Below are 18,968 nucleotides of genomic sequence, written 5' to 3'. Positions count from 1 at the left end.
TATAGTTAGTGTGCATATAGGAAGAGAGTGAGGAAGAAACAACCATGCACAAAAAGAAAAAACGCGAGCCGCAGTTGGCTGCGACGGGAAGCCTGCAGGCGGGCATGACGCTTACCATGACAGTGGCGCGCAAAACGGAGATCGGCTATTTTTTGCGCGAGGGCAACGATGAAGTGTTTTTGCATGAAAAGGAAGCGCATGAGCGTCTGCATGTAGACGATGAAGTAGAAGTGTTTTTGTACCACGACCACGAAAATCGGCTGGCAGCGACGATGGACATGCCTTATGTCAGCATGGGAGAGTACGGCTGGCTGGAGGTCGTGGATGTATCGCCGCGGATGGGCGTGTTTTTGGACAACGGGATCAAAAAAGATTTGCTGCTGTTTGTCGATGACCTGCCAAAGCTCGCCGATGAATGGCCGCGCCCGCGCGATCAAATATTGGTGACATTGAAGCAGGACAAGCTCGGACGGCTGCTCGCCAAGCCTGTAACCGAAGCGGAAGTGACGAAAATCGCCGTGCCCGCTGACGAAAGCATGCGAAACAAGCAGGTGGAAGGTACCGTCTACAAGGTCATTGCAGCAGGGGCGTTTTTGCTGACAGAGGACGACCATATTTTGTTTATCCACCGCGACGAGATGGTAGGCCGCCTGCGCTTGGGCCAGACGATTCGCTGCCGCATCAGCTACGTGCGCGAAGACGGGCGGCTGAACGGCTCGATGAAGGAGCGCAAGGAAGTGCAGTACGGCGAGGATGCGGACAAGCTCTTGCGCTATTTGATTAATCGTGACGGGGCCATGCCTTACACGGACAGTACGGAAGCCGATATCATCCGCGAAAAATTCCAGATGAGCAAGTCCAGCTTCAAACGGGCGCTCGGCAAGCTCATGAAGGAGCGCCGCGTGGAACAGGTTGACGGCTGGACGAAAATCATCCGCCGCGACGACGAAAAATAAACAAATCCCTCCCCCGCGCCCTTTGCTTGCTGCAAGCAGAGGGGACGCGCCGGGAGGGATTTTTCAATTTAGCATGGGAAGCATGCGCGAAAGCCGTCCGGCTAGGGAGTGACTTGCACCTGCTGCTTTTGCTTGCGGCTTTTGTAGTAGGAGAAGCAAAAACCGAGCGCGAGCAGGATGAAGCCAGGAATGTCAGTCGCGAGGCCGGGAATGACGGCAAGCACACCTCCGGCGACCGCGAGCAGCCGCTCCAGCAGATTCATTTTTGCCATCCAGTATCCGATCAGCCCTGCCCCGACCCCGATCATGCCGACGGTAGAAGTAAACATCACCCAGAGCGACTCGGTAAAAGTCGTATCAATCAGCAAAAGCGCAGGCGAGACGACGAAAATATAAGGAGCCATGAAGGCGGCGATGGCAAGTCGGGTGGACTCCACTCCGGTGAGAATCGGCTTGGACTTGGCGATGCCCGATGCGGCGAAGGCGGCCAGCGCGACAGGCGGCGTAATGTCAGCCACGATCCCGAAGTAAAACGTGAACATATGGGCGGCGATCGCGGGCACGCCCAACTGGATCAGCGCGGGAGCGGCAATGGTTGAGGTGATGATGTAATTCGCGGTAGTCGGCGTCCCCATGCCCAAGATCAAGGAAGCGATCATCGTGAAAAACAGCGTGAGGAACAATTGCCCGCCTGCCAGGTCGATCAGTCCGTTCGCCAGCTTGAGCCCGATGCCCGTCAGCGTGATCGTACCGACGATGATTCCCGTGCAAGCCGTCGCCGCCACGACGCCGAGAGCGACGCGGGCGCCAGAGGCGAGCGCTTCGAGGATGTCGGCAACCAACATGCGCGTCTCTTTGCGAAAAGCGCCGACTGCGACGGTTGAGACGATTCCGATGATGGCGGAGTTTTCGGCGGAAATATTCATCATCAAGGCGGCGATGATAATGGCGATCGGCAGGAGTAGATACATTTTTTTCAGCACGGCTTTTTTGTCGGGCAGCTCTTCCTGTGTCAAGCCGCGCAGGCCGAGCCGCTTCGCTTCGAAGTGCGTCATGATCCAGATGCCCACGAAAAACAGGATCGCGGGCAAAGCCGCGGATTTGGCAATCTCCAGGTACGGCACGCCGATGAACTCCGCCATCAGAAAGGCGGCGGCCCCCATGACGGGCGGCATAATCTGTCCGCCTGTGGAAGAGGACGCTTCGACGGCTGCGGCAAATTCCGAGCGGTAGCCGAGCCGCTTCATCATCGGGATGGTGAAGGCGCCAGAGGTGACGACATTGGCGACGGAGCTGCCGCTGATCGTCCCTTGCAAGGCGCTGGAAAACACCGCTACCTTGGCCGGGCCGCCGATTCGTCTGCCGGCAATGACGAGCGACAAATCGTTGAAATACTCGCCTACCCCTGTCTTTTCCAGAAACGCGCCGAACAGCACGAACAGGAAAATGAACGTCGACGAGACGGCGAGCGGCGTGCCCAATATCCCTTCCAACGTGTAGTAGCTGTGGCCGATAATCCGGTCGAGGTCGCTGCCGCGATGCTGCAAAAAGCCCGGCATGTACGGGCCGAGATACGTGTAGACGAGAAAAATGACGGCGATCAGGGTGATCGGGATGCCGACCACGCGGCGCGCCGCTTCCAGCACGAGCAGGATGGCGATTCCGCCTACAGCCATGTCCAATGTCGTGTAGTTGCCCGTCCGAGTGACCAGTCCCTCATAATCAAACACCCAGTACATCGTGACGGCTACGCCCAGGAGAGCGAGAACGATGTTGACGAGCCCGACCTTTCCTTTGTCGCCCTTGGCGGTTCCTGAGTAGAGCAGGTAGACGAGACAAAGTCCAAACGCCAGATGGATCGGCCGATGGATTTGCGGCGGGAGGACGAGGAAAAGCGTGCTGGAAAGCTGGTAGAGGGAAAAGAGGACCAACAGGCAAAAGGTGATCCATTTCATCGGCCCGGCGAGCTGGCGTGTGGCGGATTCCTTGTCGTATTGCGCGATGAGTTTTTCCACTTCCTGCTGGTTGATGTTCGTTGTACTCATTCGTAACCTCCTAACTCGCTTAAAATGGATCGCTTTTCCGCCTGAATGACGACAGCCTCTCCGGGCTTGCCAATCGAGCGAAGCGGCAGCTCTTGTCCGGCGAAAAGCAACGTATGATTCGCCCGAACCTGTCCGATAAACAGATGGAGCGCGGGGAAGGCGCGGTGCATGTTGCGCACTTCGAACTGTCCGTCTGCGAGCGCCAGCTCCTCGCCTGCGGCCAGTTCGTTTTCCATGCCAATGCCGTAGTCGTGAAAGCGGAGCTTAACGAGGACAATCTGCCCGGCTTCCAGACGATAGCGCTCTTCGACGGTAGAACGATGAATAGAATGAGTCCAGCGAATGCCGAAGGAGCCGTCCTGCGCGATGCGGTGGCTCCAGAGAACTTCGTTGCTCGTGCTGTCGCGCACCACCAAGACGGGAAAAAGCGGGATGACAGCGACGATGACGAGCAAAAGCAAAGCCAGGAAGGAGAAAAGGCGGAACAGATTCCGCCTCTCTCCAAAAGCCGCAGACCGGATTGCAGCCATACGCTGTTACTTCACGCCTTTTTCGTCAAAGTACTTTTTCGCCCCGGGATGGATCGGAATGCTGACGCCGCTGAGCACGCTGTCGAGCTTGATCTCCTTGGCCTTGGCGTGGCCGAGCTTGTCGGTGTTATCGAAAATCGCCTTTGTCACCTTGTACACGAGGTCTTCGTCGAGATCGGAGCGGATCAGCAGCATGGATTTGACGGACACGGTCGTGACTTCCTCGGGAACGGTCTGGTACGTATTCGCAGGAACGGTTGTTTTGACGTAGTAAGGGTATTTGGCGATAATCGCGTCGATCTTGTCGTTGTCGATCGGAATGATTTTCACGCCTGTCGTGGCAGCCAGCTCGGTGATGGCGGCAGTTGGAGTCCCGGCAGTCTGGAACGCGGCGTCGAGCTTGCCGTCCTGGATCGCCTTGGCCGAGTCGGCAAACGAGAGCCGCTGCAACTGCGTATCGTCGAATGTCAGCCCGTACGCCTCCAAAATTTGCTGGGCGTTGATCTCCGTACCGCTGCCCGGAGCGCCGACAGAGACGCGCTTTCCTTTCAGATCGGCTACGCTTTTGATGTTGCTGTCAGCCGAGACGACGATCTGAATCGTCTCGTCGTACAGAGCGCCCAAAGCCTGGAACGAATCTATTTTGCCATCTTGCTGAAACATGTTCGTTCCCGCTGCGGCGTATTCGGCGATGTCGTTTTGCGTAAAGGCGATATCCGCTTTTTTGTCGCGAAGCAGCCGGATGTTCTCGGCAGAGGCGCCCGTAGCCTGCGCTGTGGCTGTCACGCCGGCGTTTTTCGTGATATGGTCGGCCATTCCGCCGCCGAGCGGATAGTACGTGCCGCCTGTGCCGCCTGTCGCGATCACCAGTTGCTGGCTGCCGCCGCCACATGCGGTCATCCAGGCCATGGAGAGAAGCAAGATGAGCGAGAAGAGAACAGAACGCTTTTTCAAAAACAATTCCCCCTTGTCAGAAAATTATGTATATATCGTTCATTACGAATTGTAAGGGGACGACTAGAAAAAACTACAATAACCTATAGAAAAATATAGTAAAATAGGAAAGGCAGTGCTTCCCCATCTTCGTCTTGTGCAGAACAGATTGGATCAGGGTAATTATCTTTTTATTTTGAAAAATTATGCTTGCCGCCATCTTTGTCAGTCCTGGTTTTTCGTACGGTGTTTTTGTATCGACTTTCGCTCTTTCACGTTAATACGCTGCATCATCGGCCATGCACAAGAAAAATACCCGCGACGGTTTGCCAGTCGCGAGTCTGATTCGAAAAAGGGGTGGACGGATGCGCTACTTCATCGTGGACGACGATGCTGCTGTGCGATTCATGCTCGCTCAAATCGTTGAAGATGCCGATTTGGGAGAGGTGTGCGGGGAAGCGGAGGACGGCTCCCTCGTTGACCATGATTTTTTGATTTGGAAGCAGGTGGACATTTTACTGATCGACATGCTGATGCCCAAGCGGGATGGCATCGAGACGATCCGGCAGTTGAACCGCTACACAGGAAAAATCGTCATGATCTCGCAGATCGAGTCGAAAGAGTTGATCGCGGAGGCGTATTCGCTCGGGATTGAATACTACGTGACGAAGCCTGTGAATCGGCTGGAGGTCATCAGCGTATTGCAAAAGGTGCGGGAGCGAATCTTGCTGCAGCAATCCATCGAGGGCATCCAGCGCACCCTGCATGTATTGTCTGCGCAGACGGCTTTCACGCGGCCTGTCGAGCACGCCTATTCGGAGCGGAGCATTTTGTCTTCGGCCACCTTTCTTTTGACCGAGCTTGGCGTCATCAGCGAAAAAGGGAGCAAAGATTTGCTGGCGATGATGGAAATTTTGCATCGCTTCGAAAAGGACAACGGCACCGAGGCGAAGCTCCCTTCGCTGCGCGACATGTTCGCCGCCGTGGCGGAGCGCAAGCTGGGAACAGGAGCGGCTGCCTTGATCCAGAAAGAGAGCAAAGCAGCCGAGCAGCGAGTGCGAAGAGTGATCTATCAAGCTTTGACGCACCTCGCCTCTCTCGGGCTGACCGATTTTGGTCACCCGAAGTTTGAAAGCTACGCGGCCCTGTTTTTTGATTTCACGGAAGTCCGCAAGCGCATGCGCGAGCTGGAAAACCAGGTGGAAATGTCGATTCCTCCCACCCGCATTCACACGAAAAAATTCATCTACGTCCTCTACATGGAAGCAAAAAGAAGGCTAGGGGTATTGCAAGGGTGACTTTTGGAGTGCGCATGCAAATGTGGTAAGATATTTCTATTGTTGTTTTGGGAGGGAAGCATGTGAGCGAACTACGCAATCCATGGCAGTTACTATATCGGGTCTATCGTCATGTTCAGCCTGTTCTGGAGCGGGAGTTTGCAGCCTGGTACGAGCGAGCCCAGGCGATTCCCAACCCGGAGCTCAGGAAGCAGGCGCAGGACAGCATGAACTCCAAAAAATTTCATTGCCAGGGAGGATGCGTCTACGCCACGCAGGTCATCCCGTACGTGGAGACGATCGTGCCGTTGATCGTCGCTTACCAGACGATCAGCGACTATCTGGACAATTTGTGCGATCGCAGCACTTCACTGGACCCAAAAGACTTTCGGCAACTGCATTTCTCGATGCAGGATGCGCTGACACCTGGAGCGCCGTTGCGCGATTACTACCAATACCGCGAGGACAAGGATGACGGAGGCTTTTTGGCCGGATTGGTGCAAACCTGTCAGCGGTATGCAGCACAGTTGCCCGCTTACAGCAAGATTCAGCCGCAAGTGCTCGTCTTTTCCTGTTTGTACAGCGATCTGCAAGTGCACAAGCACATCGCCCAGCATTTGCGCGAGGGCGAGCTTTTGGCCTGGTGGGATGAGTACAAGGAGCGATACGACTATTTGCAATGGCAGGAGTTTGCGGCGGTAACAGGCTCGACGATCGGGATTTTTGCCCTGTTTTGCCTGGCGACAGAGGACGATGTCAGCGAGGAGACGATCAACACGGTCAGCGAGGCTTATTTTCCGTGGCTTTGCGGATTACATATACTGCTGGATTACTTGATTGACCTGGAGGAAGACAGACTGGGCGGGGACTTGAACTTCGTAAGCTACTACGATTCCGAGCAGGTGGCGACGGAGCGCTTGCAATTTTTCATTAAACAAGCAAAGGCAAGCGTTAAACGCTTGCCAAATCCTGCATTTCACCGTATGATCGTGGACGGGCTGGTCGCATTTTATCTGGCTGATCGCAAAGTAAACCGCAGTCAGCCACACATTTATACTATCGCTAGACAACTGCTGAAACAGGCAAAAGGTTTGCCATCTGTTCTGTTTTACGTGAACAGCCTGCTTGTACGGCGATAACGGAGAAGAGGTTAGCGCATATGCTTGCGCTTGTACGAAAAGCCAAATCCCATCAATGAGAAGGCAACAACGATACAACCAAGGATGCCGAGGGGGCTTTTTTCCCCGATGGAAATGCCAACTCCGATGAGACAGGCGGTTACGCAAAATGCCAAAGCCAGTGTTACCATTTGATAACGATTCATCGGTTTGTAACCTCCTATCTGTCAATGTTCCCATTATACCTTATTTTCCGCGAAAAGCATCTAGGGAAAGATTCCGGAAAACCTAGTAAATTACTGTACGAAGTGGTGGAGAACGTAGATGGAAAGCATTATACAAATTAGAAAAGGGAATCAATTGGTGGAAGGCCATGTGACATATGAAGAAGGAGACTTGATCGAAGCGGTTTTCCCCCGTCACCTGGAAGTGACTGTCGGCGATCAGATTCCTTGCTTGTTGACCGCTGATTATGAAACCATCAGCAATTTTGATGCCGTCGTGGTGGCGAAGGACAAAAATCGGCTGTTTTTGTTCCATTCGCCTACGATCAGCGAGTTCCGCGAGCAGCGTAGGCGCTATCCCCGCTTCGACATGGAGGTAAAAGGCTGGGTGCAATATCCGACTCAGGAGCCGGATTCGTTTTTTTCCGTGTACAGTCAAATGGCCTATTTGGTGAACTTGAGCCTTGGAGGACTGGCGTTTCGGGCAGACAAGCCCGTCCCGATCGACCAGGCCATTGTGTTTTCTTTTGAGCTGTACGGACGAAACAGGCCGGACGGGGTAGTAAAGGCAGAGCTGCAAGTCATTCACGAACGGATTGAAGGCCCCCACTACTTTTACGGCTGCACGATCAAAGCAATCACGGCCCGGCATTTCCACAATTTGCGCAAGTACATTTTGCACAGGCAAATCGAGGAACGCAGGCAAGTGAAAATCGAATAATTTTTTCGCGAATTGGTCAACGGGACCAATTTTTTTTTGCAATCAGGCCGCTTCGTTAGAAATGATTGGGGTAGTGGCGATGGGGGCGTCTTCGGATTTAGGGGGCAGGTTTTTTGTTCAGCAAAAAGAGGAACAAAAACGTTGGCTCGCGAAGCTTTGTCTGTATAACGTCATTTTCATTCTGATCTTTCAGTCTTTTGTCCGTTTTGAAGTGTCCGTTCAATTGCTTGCCGTCATCGTGCTGCATGGGAGCGGGCGGCTGTTGGCACGGAACAAGTTCTCTTGTCCATGTGGGAGCCGATGTACGCAAAGCGGTTCGGCCATCACAGGCAGTTTGTTTGCTGGCGAGGCTCTTTTGCCCGGGCTGGACAAGCGCCGGACGAACGAATCCGAGCGAAAATGCTGCCTGATTCGCACTGGATCAAACCCAAAGGAGGGATGGCATGAAAAGAATCGCGAGGTGGTACAGCTCCGAGCACGGCCCGTCGGCGCACGATGAACTGAACCGGATCGAGCCAAAAGGAAACTACGGCTGGCCCGCGATCACGGGCGATCAGGAGCAGCAAGGGATGCGAACTCCGATCTGGCAAAGCAAAGACGAGACATGGGCACCGTCTGGCATGGCTTTTGTCCGCCAAGGGCCGTGGGCAGGGCAGTTGCTCATTGCGAACTTGCGCGGTCAGCAACTATTGCGCGTGAAGCTGGACCCTGGCCGCGCCGATGCCGTCACAGAGGCGTCCACGATTTTTGCCAATGAGCTAGGACGCCTGCGCGATGTTGTGGAAGGCCCGGATGGATCGCTCTACCTTTTGACCAACAACCGCGATGGGCGCGGCGAGCCGAGAGACGGGGATGACCGGATCATCCGGCTTGTTTTGCAGCAGCCGTAGCGGCAGTGTCTGCGTCGCGCTTTCCCCAAATCCAGCGCTGCAAAAGAATCGCCCCGCCGCCGACAGCCCCGACCAGCGAGCCGACCCACAAAAAGGCTTGCGCCGGCCCGAGCCAGGTCATCAATGCGCCGCCCAGTAACGGCGCCACAATAAACGTCGCGCTGGACAGCGAATCAATAATGCCCCTGACTCGGCCGAGTGCGTGCGTGGGCGTTTCTTTTTGCACGAGGTAGTTGGTGCCGACCGAAGTCAGTCCCGTACCGATGCCAGCGAGCAGCGAAGCCGCCAGCAGCCAGTGGATGCCGCCGCCCGGCTGGAACAGGCCGATCCAGGCAAAGCACGCGCCGATCAAAAGCACGCCGCCCCCAAGCACCCAGCCGAACGAGCGAATCGTTTTGCGCCGATGCAGCCAGGTGATCGTGAGCAAGGCCCCAAGCCCGATCACACTGACGGAATACCCGACGACCTCCGGATGCCCCGGCACTTTTTCCCTGAACACGACAGGTAACTGCGCGTCCGCAAGCTGAATCGCCATCATCGCCAGCAAGGAAAAAAGCGAGCTAAACAGCAAGACGCGGTTTTGCAAAAACACGGCCCAGCCTTCCTGCCAGGCGAGGCGAAACGGAATCGTTTTTTCCCACGAAGCGGGGCGGGGGAGCTTTTTCTCCACGTGGCGAATGGTCAAAAGCAAGACGGCGGAGAGCAGGTAGCTCACGGCATTGATGATGAGGCAGAGCGCTGGTGTCACCATGGCGGCGACCATCCCGCCGATCAGTGGACCGATCAGCTTGCCGCTTTGGAAAACGGCTCCGTTCAGCGAGGTCGCCTGAAGCAGTTGCTCCGGTGCGACGATTTGCCGCGTCAAGGTTTGCTGAGCCGGATCGTTGAAGACGGAAGCGCAGGAGCGCAAGGCGATGACGAGCAGAAACCAGAGCGGATCAGGCATGGCGAGCAACAGCAGGGTGAGGCTCGCCTGAATCAGATTTGCCGCGATCATCATGCGTACTTTATGGACACGATCGGCCAGCACCCCGGCGAATTGTCCGAGCAAAATGCCGGGAGCCGCATACGCAATCGGCAAAAGCGCCATCGTCATCGGATCGGCATGCCAGACGTAGCCCAGGAAGATGGCGACCGCGATAAAGTCGAACCAGTCCCCTAGCGTAGACAGCCCGTAAGCGAAAAGCAGCGTGCGAAACGTCTTGTTTTCGGTAAGCAAAAAAATCCCTCCATCACTTCGAACTGATTCGATGATAAAAGGGATTTGTCAGAGGCGTATCATAAGAGGGCAGAAAGCTTGTGGACGACCGACTTTTTCAAATGCTCGAACTGGTACTGCACAGCCAAGTCGTGCCACATTTTTTCGTAGCGGCTCTGCCATTTGGCATCGCAAGGGACGTGGCGGAAAAACAGCAGGATCTTGTGCACCGCGTAGATCAGGTGCGGGACAAACTGGGTGGCCCGGATGACTTCGACTCCTTCATCCACCAGCCGCCGCGCTTTGGCGATCTCCTGCTGGCGATACTGGCAAAGCCCTTGCAGCAGCTTGAAGCTGCCCACCTCACGCTGCATCGGCAGCCTGTGCAGGATGGCAAATGCTTGCTGCAGCAGCCCCTCGGCTTTTTCGACCGATCCGGACAGCAGCGCAAGCCATGTTTCGCCCGCCAGCAAAAACAAGGTAAAGCTGTCCGAATCCATCTGCTCGACGATCGTCCGGGCGTGCGCGACCTGCTTTTGCGCCAGCTCCCACTCCCCCATGTTGGCATACAGGGCGACTGCGTTGATTTGCAGTTCATCCTGAAAAATTTGCGGCATGGACGCCTGATGTTTGACGATGGTCTGGAACAGCTTGGCGGTTTGCTCTGCATCCATTTCGGTCATGTGATACAGGTGAAAAAGATAAAACAGCTTTTCCGACAGGGGCGTGTCGTCGTCTGCGACAAACCAGGCAAAGTCGCCCGTGACAAAGCGGATGTAGATGGCGTAAAAAGGGTCCAACTGAAAGCCGAGCACTTCCTGGTTGGCCGCGAGAGTTTGCAGGGCCGCGCCCATCCCCATGCCGTGATAGGCGGACAGCATCGTGCGGATACTTTCCGAAAAGTCCTGCTTCCAGGCATGCAACTGGGGCGGCTGATGCTGCTTCCAGCTCAGCCGGTAGCCGACTCCCCGCACTGTGTCGATCGTGAACAGGTGCGACCATTTTTGCAGCTTTTTGCGCAGCCGGTAAATGTGGTCGTCAATCGTGCGGTCAGTCGGGTCCTCCAGCGGCCATACGGCGTCGAGCAGGCTTTCCCGGGAAAAGCTCCGGTTTTTCCACGTGTACAAATATTTCAGCAAAGCGTATTCCTTCGGCAAAAGCACAATGCCTTCCCCGCCGTAGCGAACTTCCAGCTTGTCATCCTCCCAGGCGATCAATTCCATCTGAACGACTCCCCATCAAGACCGTATTTCTTCATCTTATTGTAAAGAGTGCCGCGCGAAATGCCGAGCAGCTCGGCAGCCGCCTTTTTGTTGCCGTACGTGCGCTCCAGAGCGGCGATGACCCGTTCTTTTTCCGTTGGTCCTGTCGGATGGTGCAGGGCAAGCGGAGTGGCCGGGGCCGGATGCAACGCAGCAGGCGCTGTGTACGCACCGCCCAGCGAGGCGAAGGAAGCAGGGGCAATCGGTTCGGGCTGGGAGCGGATGACGCTTGGCAAATGCTCCGGCGAGATGACGCCGTTTTCTTGCAGGATCGACAGCCGTTCGATGACATTGCGCAATTGCCGGATGTTTCCGGGCCAACTGTAGTCGTACAGCGCCTGCATGACTTCGGACGGGATGCGGGGGACGGCTTGCTCGTGCGCGACGGAATACTCGTGGATGAAAATTTGCACCAGCTCCGGCAAATCTTCGCGCCGCGCACGCAGCGGAGGAATCTCCAGCGAAAACACGTTGAGCCGATAGTACAGGTCTTCGCGGAATCGTCCGTCGGCCACCATCTGCTCAAGCTGGCGGTTGGTTGCTGCGATGATCCGGGTATTGACGGTGATCGGCTCGGTTCCGCCTACGCGGTAAAACTGCCGCTCTTGCAGGGCGCGAAGCAGCTTGACCTGCAACTCCAGGGGCAGCTCGCCGATTTCGTCGAGGAAAAGCGTGCCGCCATGCGCCAGCTCCAGCTTGCCGGGCTTGCCTTTTTTCTCCGCCCCCGTAAAAGCTCCGCCCTGATAGCCGAACAGCTCGCTTTCGAACAAGGCAGCCGGAATCGCTCCGCAGTTAATCGCGACAAACGGCTTTTCCCGCCGCCGACTGGCCTGGTGGATCGCTTTGGCAAACAATTCTTTGCCTACGCCGCTCTCGCCGTAGATCAGCACGGTGGCATCGGTCTGCGCGACTTTTTTGGCCGAACTGATGGCAGACTGGATGGGGGCAGAATGCCCTTTGATCGCGTAAAAAGGGTCGTCGGCCGCCTGGAACCTGCTCATTTCCTGCTGCAGATTGTGCAAGTGTGCGGTCGTGTGCGCCAACTCTTCATTCAGGCGGACAAGCTCCGTAATATCTTGCTCGATGGAGATCGCCCCGATGATCTGCCCCCCCTGGCGAATCGGGGCGGCGTTAATCAGGACGTGGCTGTCTGGACGGGGAATGTGGTAAACCCGTTGGACTGACGTGCCTTGGCGCAAGGCGTCGAGGAGCCGGATGGACTCGCTGGCAAAATGCTCGTCGAGTGAAGTGCCCAGCACTTGCGCCCGGTCGATCTCATAAATCGTTTCCGCTGCCCGGTTCCAGTACTGGACGATGTTGTTGGAGTCCACAATCGTAATCGCTTCGCTCATCGTATCCATCAAGGTGCTGAGCAAAACAGACTGGTTTTGGGCCAGGTTGGCAAATGCCTCCAGCAGTTGCTGGGGCAAAACAATCCCTGTTGCACGTCCTGCTTCATCGACAACTGCCAGCGTGGGCAAATGGGCGGAAGCGAGCGCCTGACGGATTTGCCCCAGGCATTGCGCAAGCGTAGCTGTCCGGGGGACGGGAAGCACCTTTACGGCACGCTCGCCTTCTTGCCACACACCTTCTTTTTCGCCTTCGCGTATTTTGACATCGACAGGATTCACGGGAGCGGCCAAGTCAGAGACAGCACTATCCATTGAAAAGAGAGGTTTCAAATCGTCACTTCCTATCCACACTAACAGGTAAAAGGAACTGGCTCTTGCCTGCTGCGAATCGTATCTAATCAGAAGTGTACAAGGATAGACACGAAATGTACATATGTGTTGAAAAGTATGTACAGCATTCGTGTTCCGTAACCATTGGCAAAGTCAAATATAGCTTACCAGGATGTGTTGGCATGGTTCATGCTAGTACAAATGACGCAGAGTACGTTGAGGAGGAGACAGTCAACGATGGAACAAGCCATGAAAGATTTTTTCTTATTTTTATCCAAAAACAAAGCACTGAACGCGGCTGCTAAAAAATGGGGCCTGCGCTTCGGGGCCGGCCGCTTTGTATCCGGTGTCACGATTGCAGAAGCTATCGCCGCCGTTCGCAAACTGAACCAGCAAGGTCTTGTGTGCACGCTCGACCATCTGGGGGAATTTGTTTTCAGCCTGGAAGAAGCAAACGAGTCTGCTGACTACTGCATCAAAACGTTGGAAGCGATTCACCAGTCCGGCGTAGACTGCAACCTGTCGCTGAAAATGACCTCGCTCGGCCTGGACATCAGCCGTGAGCTGTGCATGACCAACATGCGCCGCATTCTCGACTCGGCGAAGAAAAACGGCAACATTTTCGTGCGGATCGACATGGAAGACTACGCGCACAACCATGTAACGATGGAAATTTTGAACGAGCTGCTGGAAGAATACGAAAACGTGGGAACCGTGATTCAGGCGTATTTGTACAAGGCATCCGACGACATCGACAGCCTGAAGGACAAAAAAGTGAACTTCCGTCTGGTAAAAGGCGCTTACAAGGAGTCGCCGGAAGTAGCGTACCCGAACAAGGCCGATGTAGACGAAAACTACAAAAAAATCATCAAGCAGCATTTACTGAACGGCGGATACGCTGCGGTGGCAACCCACGACGACAACATTATCGCCTATGTGAAGCAGTTGGAAAAAGAATACAACATTCCGCGCACCCAGTTTGAATTCCAGATGTTGTACGGCATTCGCACCCAATCCCAAATCGACCTCGCTCGTGAAGGGTACAAAATGCGCGTCTACGTCCCATACGGCAACGACTGGTACGGCTACTTCATGCGTCGTCTGGCAGAAAGCCCGGCAAACGTGAAGTTCGTGCTCAAAGGAATGTTTACGAAGTAAGGCGGGCATGCTAAAGAAGACACCTCCGAAAGAGCTTTCGGAGGTGTTTTGTGTTAGGATGGAGCAAGAATTTTCCTTTAGGGAGAAAGGGGCCGTTTTTCGTGCGTACATTCACCATTCCACTGACACCTCCGTATTCTTTCGAGCGTCTGCTGCAGCGCCTGCAAACCCATCCTGATCCGCAACTGGAAGTACAGCCGGAACACAACATGCTGCGGCGCATTTTTCGGGTCGGGACGCGCCCGGTGTTGACGCGCGTACAATTTGTCGGCGAGCTTGAACAGCCTGCCCTGAAAATCGAGACGGCCTCTGCCTTGTCTGCGGCGGAGCAGCGCGAGCTGGAACGGACGATTCGTCACGTTTTCAGCGCAGACCTCGACCTTTTGCCGATTTACGAGCAGATGAGAGAAGAGCCGGAGCTGGCTGTGCTTGTCGATCGCTTTTCCGGCCTGCGGCTGATGCACGACTCTGATCTGTTTCAGTCGATGGTCAAGACGATAATTGGTCAGCAAATTAATTTAACCTTTGCGGCGAATCTGACCCAGCGTTTGCTGACGCTGGCTGGCGAAGAGGTGGCAGACGAGCAAGGCGTGAAATTTCTCGCGTTTCCGACTGCGGAGGCCGTCGCGCGGCTGTCGACCGAAGACTTGCGCCCGTTGCAGTTCAGCCAGCGAAAAGCCGAGTATATCATTGACTACGCGCGTGCGATTGTGGACGGAAAGGTTGATCTGGAGCGGCTGTGGGCGATGGAGGACGAGGAGATTATCGCGCATTTGACTCCCCTGCGCGGCATTGGCCGCTGGACGGTCGAGTGCCTGCTGATGTTCGGAATGGGCCGCCCTAATTTGCTGCCGGCAGCGGACATCGGGCTGCGCAACGGGATCGCGCTCGTGTACAAAATGGACAACAAGCCGGACGAGCGAGAAATTCGCCGGATAGGAGAGCGCTGGGCGCCATGGCGCAGCATTTACTCTCTCTACATTTGGGAAGCGGTGGGAGCGGTGAAGCGAAAAGAGGTTTGGGAGGAGTAGCTCCCTTGTTTGCCAAAAATTCTTTACTTTTCAACAAATCGACTGTTGAAAAGTGAAGAAATATTAAGTTATACTAATGGAAATTTTATTAAAATAATAAATATAGAGAGGGACAACATGAGAGAGCTTTCAACGAGAGAAATCATTACTGTCGGTCTTATGCTTTTTGCCCTGTTCTTCGGAGCAGGAAACATGATTTTCCCGCCAGCGCTGGGACAGGCAGCGGGTGAAAATGTGTGGATCGCGATGCTCGGTTTTATCGTCACGGGCGTAGGCTTGCCGCTTCTTGGCGTCATCGCCGTCGGGTTGGGCGGCGGCAATTTGCAAACGTTGGCGGGGAGAGTGCATCCCGTTTTTGCCACGGTGTTTACGTTTATCGTGTACTTGTCGATCGGGCCGTTCATGGCGATTCCGCGCACGGGTACCGTTACGTATGAAATGGGTGTCCTGCCGTTTTTGTCTGAGACGATGAAGGACAGCTCGCTTCCTCTGTTCGTTACAACGATTGTTTACTTTGCCCTCACTTTCTGGCTGGCGCTCAATCCGAGCAAGCTGGTCGACCGGATCGGCAAAGTATTGACTCCTGCCCTGCTTGTCATTATCGGCGTCATGTTTTTCACATCCCTGGCTCAGCCGATTGGCGAGGTTGGACCGCCGACAGGCGACTACCAGCACGCAGCGTTTTTCAAAGGGTTTGTCGAAGGCTACCTGACCTTGGATGCGCTCGCCGCGATGGTGTTCGGGATCGTCGTGACTGCCGCCGTGCGGGAAAAAGGCATTACCGATCCGAGAAAGCTGACCTGGTCGACGATCAAGGCAGCGGTGATTGCGGCAATCGGCCTGGGGCTTGTCTATTTGGCGCTCGGCTATATGGGAGCAACGAGCCACTCGCTGGGACAGTCCGCTAACGGCGGACAAATTTTGACTGGCGCAGTCCTGCATCTGTTTGGTCCGCTCGGCACGCTGCTGCTTGGCGGGGCGGTCACGCTCGCTTGCCTGACGACCTCTGTCGGTCTGGTTACCGCATGCAGCCGCTTTTTCTCCGAGCGTATTCCGGGCGCTTCCTACAAGATGATGGCGGTGATTTTGAGCGTGTTCAGCGCGGCAGTTGCCAACGTAGGGCTTACGCAACTGATTGCCATTTCCGTTCCGGTGCTGATGGCGATTTACCCGCTGGCGATCGTGCTGATGCTCGTGTCCTTTTTCCACCAATGGTTCAAAGGATACTCCGCAGTCTATCGCGGCGCTATCATCGCTACGGCGGTCATCAGCCTGCTGGATGGACTCGCGACGGCGGGCATCAAGATCGCAGCGCTCGCTCCGATCCTGGACCATTTGCCGCTGCACAAGGAAGGCATCGGCTGGCTGCTTCCGGCAATTGCTGGCGCGTTGCTCGGCTTCCTCTGGGGCAGCTTGCGCCCTGAACGAAAAGCAAAGCAGGAAGTGCTGGAGCAAAAGCTCGGCAAGGTGTAACATTGGCAGATTCATAAAAACAAGGAAAAAACGCGCCGCCTCGCTTGAGGTTTGGCGCGTTTTTTGGCGTGTTTTTCTTGCAGACTTCCTGCTATTCCCTGCCAGTTAGGACTTCTATCCGTCCACAACTTTTGCGATCTGTGTTACCATGGGAAAAAGCTGTAGCGTCGCAAAAACGGCACTATTTTCCCATGCCGTTCAAAGGAAGGGAGGTTGTTAGCCATGACCCAGATGAAGGTCCTCGTTGCTGATGACGATCCAAATGTACGCGAAATTATTCGCCTTTATTTTGAAAAACAACAGATTGAGCTTGTCGTCGCCAAGGATGGGCGGGAAGCTCTTGCTCTTGTAGAGACCGAACAGCCGGATGTGCTGATTCTCGATGTAATGATGCCGCAAATGGACGGCTTTGAGGCTTGTCGGGAAATTCGCAAAAAATGGGATACACCGATTATTATGCTAACCGCAAAAGATGAGGAATTTGACCGCGTGCTCGGCCTGGAGCTGGGAGCGGATGACTATGTAACCAAGCCGTTCAGCCCGCGCGAGCTGGTAGCGCGAATCAGGGCGATCATGCGCCGCCTGCAGCCGAAGCCAAAGGTGGAGGAAGACGCGCCGCGCATTTTCAGCTTCGATCAGCTCACGATCGATCTCGACAAGCGCGAGGTGATCGTCGCGGGAGAAAAGGTCAGCTTTCGCCCGAAGGAATTTGATTTGCTCGTGCAACTGGTGAAATCGCCGGGCAGCGTCTGGTCGCGCGAGCAGTTGCTGGAGCAGGTATGGGGATTCGACTACTTCGGAGATGTCCGGACGATTGATGTTCATATCAAAAAGATCAGACAACGCCTGGATAAGCTTCCTTACGAGTGCATCCACACGGTATGGGGGATCGGCTACAAGTTTGGGGTGGAATCCTGATGCTCGGTACTTCCAAAAGCATTTTCCGCCGCCTGCTGTTCAGCTTTTTGGCGACTGTTCTGGTCGGTCTGGGCATTTCCGGCATTTTGCTGTCGTTTTTCGCACGGGAGTATATTTACAACTCCAAGGAAGAAGAGCTGTTGCGGATGGCGAAGAAGGTCAACGTCGCGATTCACAACAGCAATAAAGTGAACAAGGCGCTCCTGGACAAGCTGGCGATGCTCGATGAGTCGTTCGACACGCGAATCTGGCTGTTCAATAAAGAAGGAAAAATTGTCGCGACCTCCATGAAGGACGAGGTGTTCACCGGAAAGTCGGTGGCAGTTTCGATTGCCGACAACGTGCTAAAAGGCAAAAATGCGATTTCCGAGCTGAAAATCGAAGGGCTGGAAGACCCGATGCTCTCGGTTTCCGTTCCATGGGGCGAGGGCGAAAATGTGTACGGAGGAATCATCCTGCACGCTCCCATCGAAGGGATCGAAAAAACATTCGGACAAATGCGCGAGTCGATTTTGTGGGCGACGCTGTTTGGCGTTGTGCTGTCTACCGCGATGGTTTCCTACCTGTCCTGGTCGATCTCGCGGCCGCTGCGCACGATCGAGCGGACGGCGGCGGAGATCGGCAGGGGCAACTACGCGGAGCGTGTCCAGGTAGACACGCACGATGAAATTGCCGATTTGGCGCAGACGATCAACACGATGGCAGAAAAGCTGGAAAAGGTGGAGCAGGAACGGCACCATCTGGAGCAGGTGCGCAACGATTTTCTCGCCAATGTGTCCCACGAGCTGCGCACGCCGCTCACAGCGATACAAGGCTTTTTGGAGGCGCTGCAGGACGGGCTGGTAGAGGACGAAGAGGCCCGGCAAAAATATTACGCCGTCATGTATTCGGAGACGATGCAGGTCAATCGGCTGGTCGATGACCTGATGGATTTGATGAAGCTGGAAAACAACGAGGTCAATCTCGCGAAGTTCCCTGTCGATGTCGCAGAGGTGATGAATCGGGTCGCTTTTTCCTTCCGCCAGGAGGCGGAGGAAAAAGGGCTTCAGCTCACAGTCGAGGTCGAAGAGGAACTGCCGCGCATTTATGCGGACAAGGATCGGGTGGCGCAAATTTTGAAAAACCTGGTAAAAAATGCGCTCAAGTTCACGGCAGCGGGCGAAATCCGGATGACGGCCAAACTGCAGGACCCATGGGTGTGCATCCAGGTGCAGGATACGGGCATGGGCATTGGCGCAGACGATCTGAACCGGATTTGGGAGCGGTTTTTCAAGGTGGATCGCGGCCGCTCGAAAAACAACAAAGGCACAGGTCTTGGCCTTGCCATCGTCAAAGAGTTGGTCGAGCTGCACGATGGCAAGTGCAGCGTGGAAAGCGTGCCGGGACAAGGAAGCACATTTACCATCCTGCTGCCGAAAATGACGGCGCCGCCCGCGAAACAATCGTCATGACCCAAAGCTTGGCTGGCGTCATGGTCATACTTTTTTCATAATTGGATCATGAAATTCTCCTATTCTCCTTACAGAATGGTTATCTTTGCCCGTTACGATGT

At 55.0% G+C, this 18,968-nt stretch carries 17 protein-coding genes; 10 read left to right on the top strand and 7 right to left on the bottom strand.

The features are described from left to right. The first annotated feature begins 44 nt into the window (after positions 1-44). Positions 45-956 (top strand): CvfB family protein, encoded by a 912-nt coding sequence (locus AC3WJN_RS11605; protein ID WP_005830003.1) that lies wholly within the window; start codon positions 45-47, stop codon positions 954-956. Positions 957-1,057: 101 nt separating this feature from the next. Here the strand turns inward: AC3WJN_RS11605 and AC3WJN_RS11600 are convergent, their stop codons facing one another. The 3 genes from AC3WJN_RS11600 to AC3WJN_RS11590 are packed head-to-tail and all read right to left on the bottom strand — an operon-like array spanning position 1,058 to position 4,485. Next, on the bottom strand, positions 1,058-3,001 hold the full coding sequence (locus tag AC3WJN_RS11600) for a TRAP transporter permease (RefSeq protein ID WP_492329265.1): 1,944 nt from the start codon (positions 2,999-3,001) through the stop codon (positions 1,058-1,060). After that, positions 2,998-3,531: a DUF1850 domain-containing protein gene (locus tag AC3WJN_RS11595; RefSeq protein WP_005830006.1), complete on the bottom strand. Its 534-nt coding sequence runs from the start codon at positions 3,529-3,531 to the stop codon at positions 2,998-3,000. Before AC3WJN_RS11595 ends, AC3WJN_RS11600 begins: the two co-directional genes overlap by 4 nt. A gap of 6 nt (positions 3,532-3,537) precedes the next feature. Continuing rightward, positions 3,538-4,485, bottom strand: coding sequence for a TAXI family TRAP transporter solute-binding subunit (locus AC3WJN_RS11590; protein WP_005830008.1), 948 nt, complete (start codon positions 4,483-4,485; stop codon positions 3,538-3,540). Positions 4,486-4,829: 344 nt separating this feature from the next. Between AC3WJN_RS11590 and AC3WJN_RS11585 the strand changes: the two genes are divergently transcribed. Further along, the gene (locus AC3WJN_RS11585) at positions 4,830-5,762 is read left to right on the top strand and encodes a response regulator (protein ID WP_238501796.1); all 933 of its coding nucleotides are present in this window, start codon (positions 4,830-4,832) and stop codon (positions 5,760-5,762) included. A 62-nt stretch (positions 5,763-5,824) separates the two neighbouring features. Continuing rightward, positions 5,825-6,880 (top strand): tetraprenyl-beta-curcumene synthase family protein, encoded by a 1,056-nt coding sequence (locus AC3WJN_RS11580; protein ID WP_007783385.1) that lies wholly within the window; start codon positions 5,825-5,827, stop codon positions 6,878-6,880. An 11-nt stretch (positions 6,881-6,891) separates the two neighbouring features. Here AC3WJN_RS11580 and AC3WJN_RS11575 read toward each other — a convergent pair whose 3' ends face one another. Further along, on the bottom strand, positions 6,892-7,065 hold the full coding sequence (locus AC3WJN_RS11575; protein ID WP_005830013.1) for a DUF5325 family protein: 174 nt from the start codon (positions 7,063-7,065) through the stop codon (positions 6,892-6,894). A gap of 118 nt (positions 7,066-7,183) precedes the next feature. On the opposite strand from AC3WJN_RS11575, the gene AC3WJN_RS11570 reads away from it, so the two are divergent. Both AC3WJN_RS11570 and AC3WJN_RS11565 read left to right on the top strand, forming a co-directional pair. Continuing rightward, on the top strand, positions 7,184-7,804 hold the full coding sequence (locus AC3WJN_RS11570) for a PilZ domain-containing protein (protein WP_005830015.1): 621 nt from the start codon (positions 7,184-7,186) through the stop codon (positions 7,802-7,804). A gap of 443 nt (positions 7,805-8,247) precedes the next feature. Beyond that, positions 8,248-8,694, top strand: coding sequence for a PQQ-dependent sugar dehydrogenase (locus AC3WJN_RS11565; protein ID WP_007783381.1), 447 nt, complete (start codon positions 8,248-8,250; stop codon positions 8,692-8,694). On the opposite strand, the gene AC3WJN_RS11560 is transcribed toward AC3WJN_RS11565, so the two are convergent. Genes AC3WJN_RS11560 through AC3WJN_RS11550 form a run of 3 tightly spaced genes read right to left on the bottom strand, consistent with a single transcriptional unit; the run spans position 8,666 to position 12,836 of the window. Next, the gene (locus AC3WJN_RS11560; RefSeq protein WP_122952696.1) at positions 8,666-9,913 is read right to left on the bottom strand and encodes an MFS transporter; all 1,248 of its coding nucleotides are present in this window, start codon (positions 9,911-9,913) and stop codon (positions 8,666-8,668) included. The two genes, AC3WJN_RS11565 and AC3WJN_RS11560, sit on opposite strands and share 29 nt — an antisense overlap. 59 nt (positions 9,914-9,972) lie before the next feature. Then, on the bottom strand, positions 9,973-11,115 hold the full coding sequence (locus AC3WJN_RS11555; RefSeq protein WP_007779472.1) for a winged helix-turn-helix domain-containing protein: 1,143 nt from the start codon (positions 11,113-11,115) through the stop codon (positions 9,973-9,975). Next, positions 11,106-12,836, bottom strand: a complete 1,731-nt coding sequence (locus AC3WJN_RS11550) for a sigma-54 interaction domain-containing protein (RefSeq protein WP_007779474.1) — start codon at positions 12,834-12,836, stop codon at positions 11,106-11,108. The genes AC3WJN_RS11555 and AC3WJN_RS11550 overlap by 10 nt, the downstream gene beginning before the upstream one ends. Positions 12,837-13,073: 237 nt before the next feature. Here AC3WJN_RS11550 and AC3WJN_RS11545 point away from each other — a divergent pair, with 237 nt between their 5' ends. From AC3WJN_RS11545 to AC3WJN_RS11525, 5 genes are all read left to right on the top strand, one after another. Then, on the top strand, positions 13,074-13,994 hold the full coding sequence (locus tag AC3WJN_RS11545; RefSeq protein ID WP_005830024.1) for a proline dehydrogenase family protein: 921 nt from the start codon (positions 13,074-13,076) through the stop codon (positions 13,992-13,994). Positions 13,995-14,095: 101 nt separating this feature from the next. Next, positions 14,096-15,025, top strand: coding sequence for a DNA-3-methyladenine glycosylase family protein (locus tag AC3WJN_RS11540; protein ID WP_005830026.1), 930 nt, complete (start codon positions 14,096-14,098; stop codon positions 15,023-15,025). 117 nt (positions 15,026-15,142) lie between these two features. Next, the gene (gene brnQ, locus AC3WJN_RS11535; RefSeq protein WP_005830027.1) at positions 15,143-16,498 is read left to right on the top strand and encodes a branched-chain amino acid transport system II carrier protein; all 1,356 of its coding nucleotides are present in this window, start codon (positions 15,143-15,145) and stop codon (positions 16,496-16,498) included. Between the two features lie 222 nt (positions 16,499-16,720). After that, positions 16,721-17,416 (top strand): response regulator transcription factor, encoded by a 696-nt coding sequence (locus AC3WJN_RS11530; RefSeq protein ID WP_005830029.1) that lies wholly within the window; start codon positions 16,721-16,723, stop codon positions 17,414-17,416. Then, entirely contained in the window at positions 17,416-18,867 is a 1,452-nt protein-coding gene (locus tag AC3WJN_RS11525) for a sensor histidine kinase (protein ID WP_007779486.1), read from the top strand. The genes AC3WJN_RS11530 and AC3WJN_RS11525 overlap by 1 nt, the downstream gene beginning before the upstream one ends. The last annotated feature ends 101 nt before the right edge of the window (positions 18,868-18,968 follow it).

The organism is Brevibacillus sp. FW306-2-1A-C05A (assembly GCF_058781555.1).
This window is presented reverse-complemented; position numbering and strand designations above follow the sequence as displayed.

Bases quoted from the DNA above. Each gene is read 5' to 3' on its own strand.
- AC3WJN_RS11605 (WP_005830003.1), top strand. From the start codon at position 45: ATGCACAAAAAGAAAAAACGCGAGCCGCAGTTGGCTGCGACGGGAAGC.
- AC3WJN_RS11600 (WP_492329265.1), bottom strand. From the start codon at position 3,001: ATGAGTACAACGAACATCAACCAGCAGGAAGTGGAAAAACTCATCGCG.
- AC3WJN_RS11595 (WP_005830006.1), bottom strand. From the start codon at position 3,531: ATGGCTGCAATCCGGTCTGCGGCTTTTGGAGAGAGGCGGAATCTGTTC.
- AC3WJN_RS11585 (WP_238501796.1), top strand. From the start codon at position 4,830: ATGCGCTACTTCATCGTGGACGACGATGCTGCTGTGCGATTCATGCTC.
- AC3WJN_RS11575 (WP_005830013.1), bottom strand. From the start codon at position 7,065: ATGAATCGTTATCAAATGGTAACACTGGCTTTGGCATTTTGCGTAACC.
- AC3WJN_RS11570 (WP_005830015.1), top strand. From the start codon at position 7,184: ATGGAAAGCATTATACAAATTAGAAAAGGGAATCAATTGGTGGAAGGC.
- AC3WJN_RS11565 (WP_007783381.1), top strand. From the start codon at position 8,248: ATGAAAAGAATCGCGAGGTGGTACAGCTCCGAGCACGGCCCGTCGGCG.
- AC3WJN_RS11555 (WP_007779472.1), bottom strand. From the start codon at position 11,115: ATGGAATTGATCGCCTGGGAGGATGACAAGCTGGAAGTTCGCTACGGC.
- AC3WJN_RS11545 (WP_005830024.1), top strand. From the start codon at position 13,074: ATGGAACAAGCCATGAAAGATTTTTTCTTATTTTTATCCAAAAACAAA.
- brnQ (WP_005830027.1), top strand. From the start codon at position 15,143: ATGAGAGAGCTTTCAACGAGAGAAATCATTACTGTCGGTCTTATGCTT.
- AC3WJN_RS11530 (WP_005830029.1), top strand. From the start codon at position 16,721: ATGACCCAGATGAAGGTCCTCGTTGCTGATGACGATCCAAATGTACGC.
- AC3WJN_RS11525 (WP_007779486.1), top strand. From the start codon at position 17,416: ATGCTCGGTACTTCCAAAAGCATTTTCCGCCGCCTGCTGTTCAGCTTT.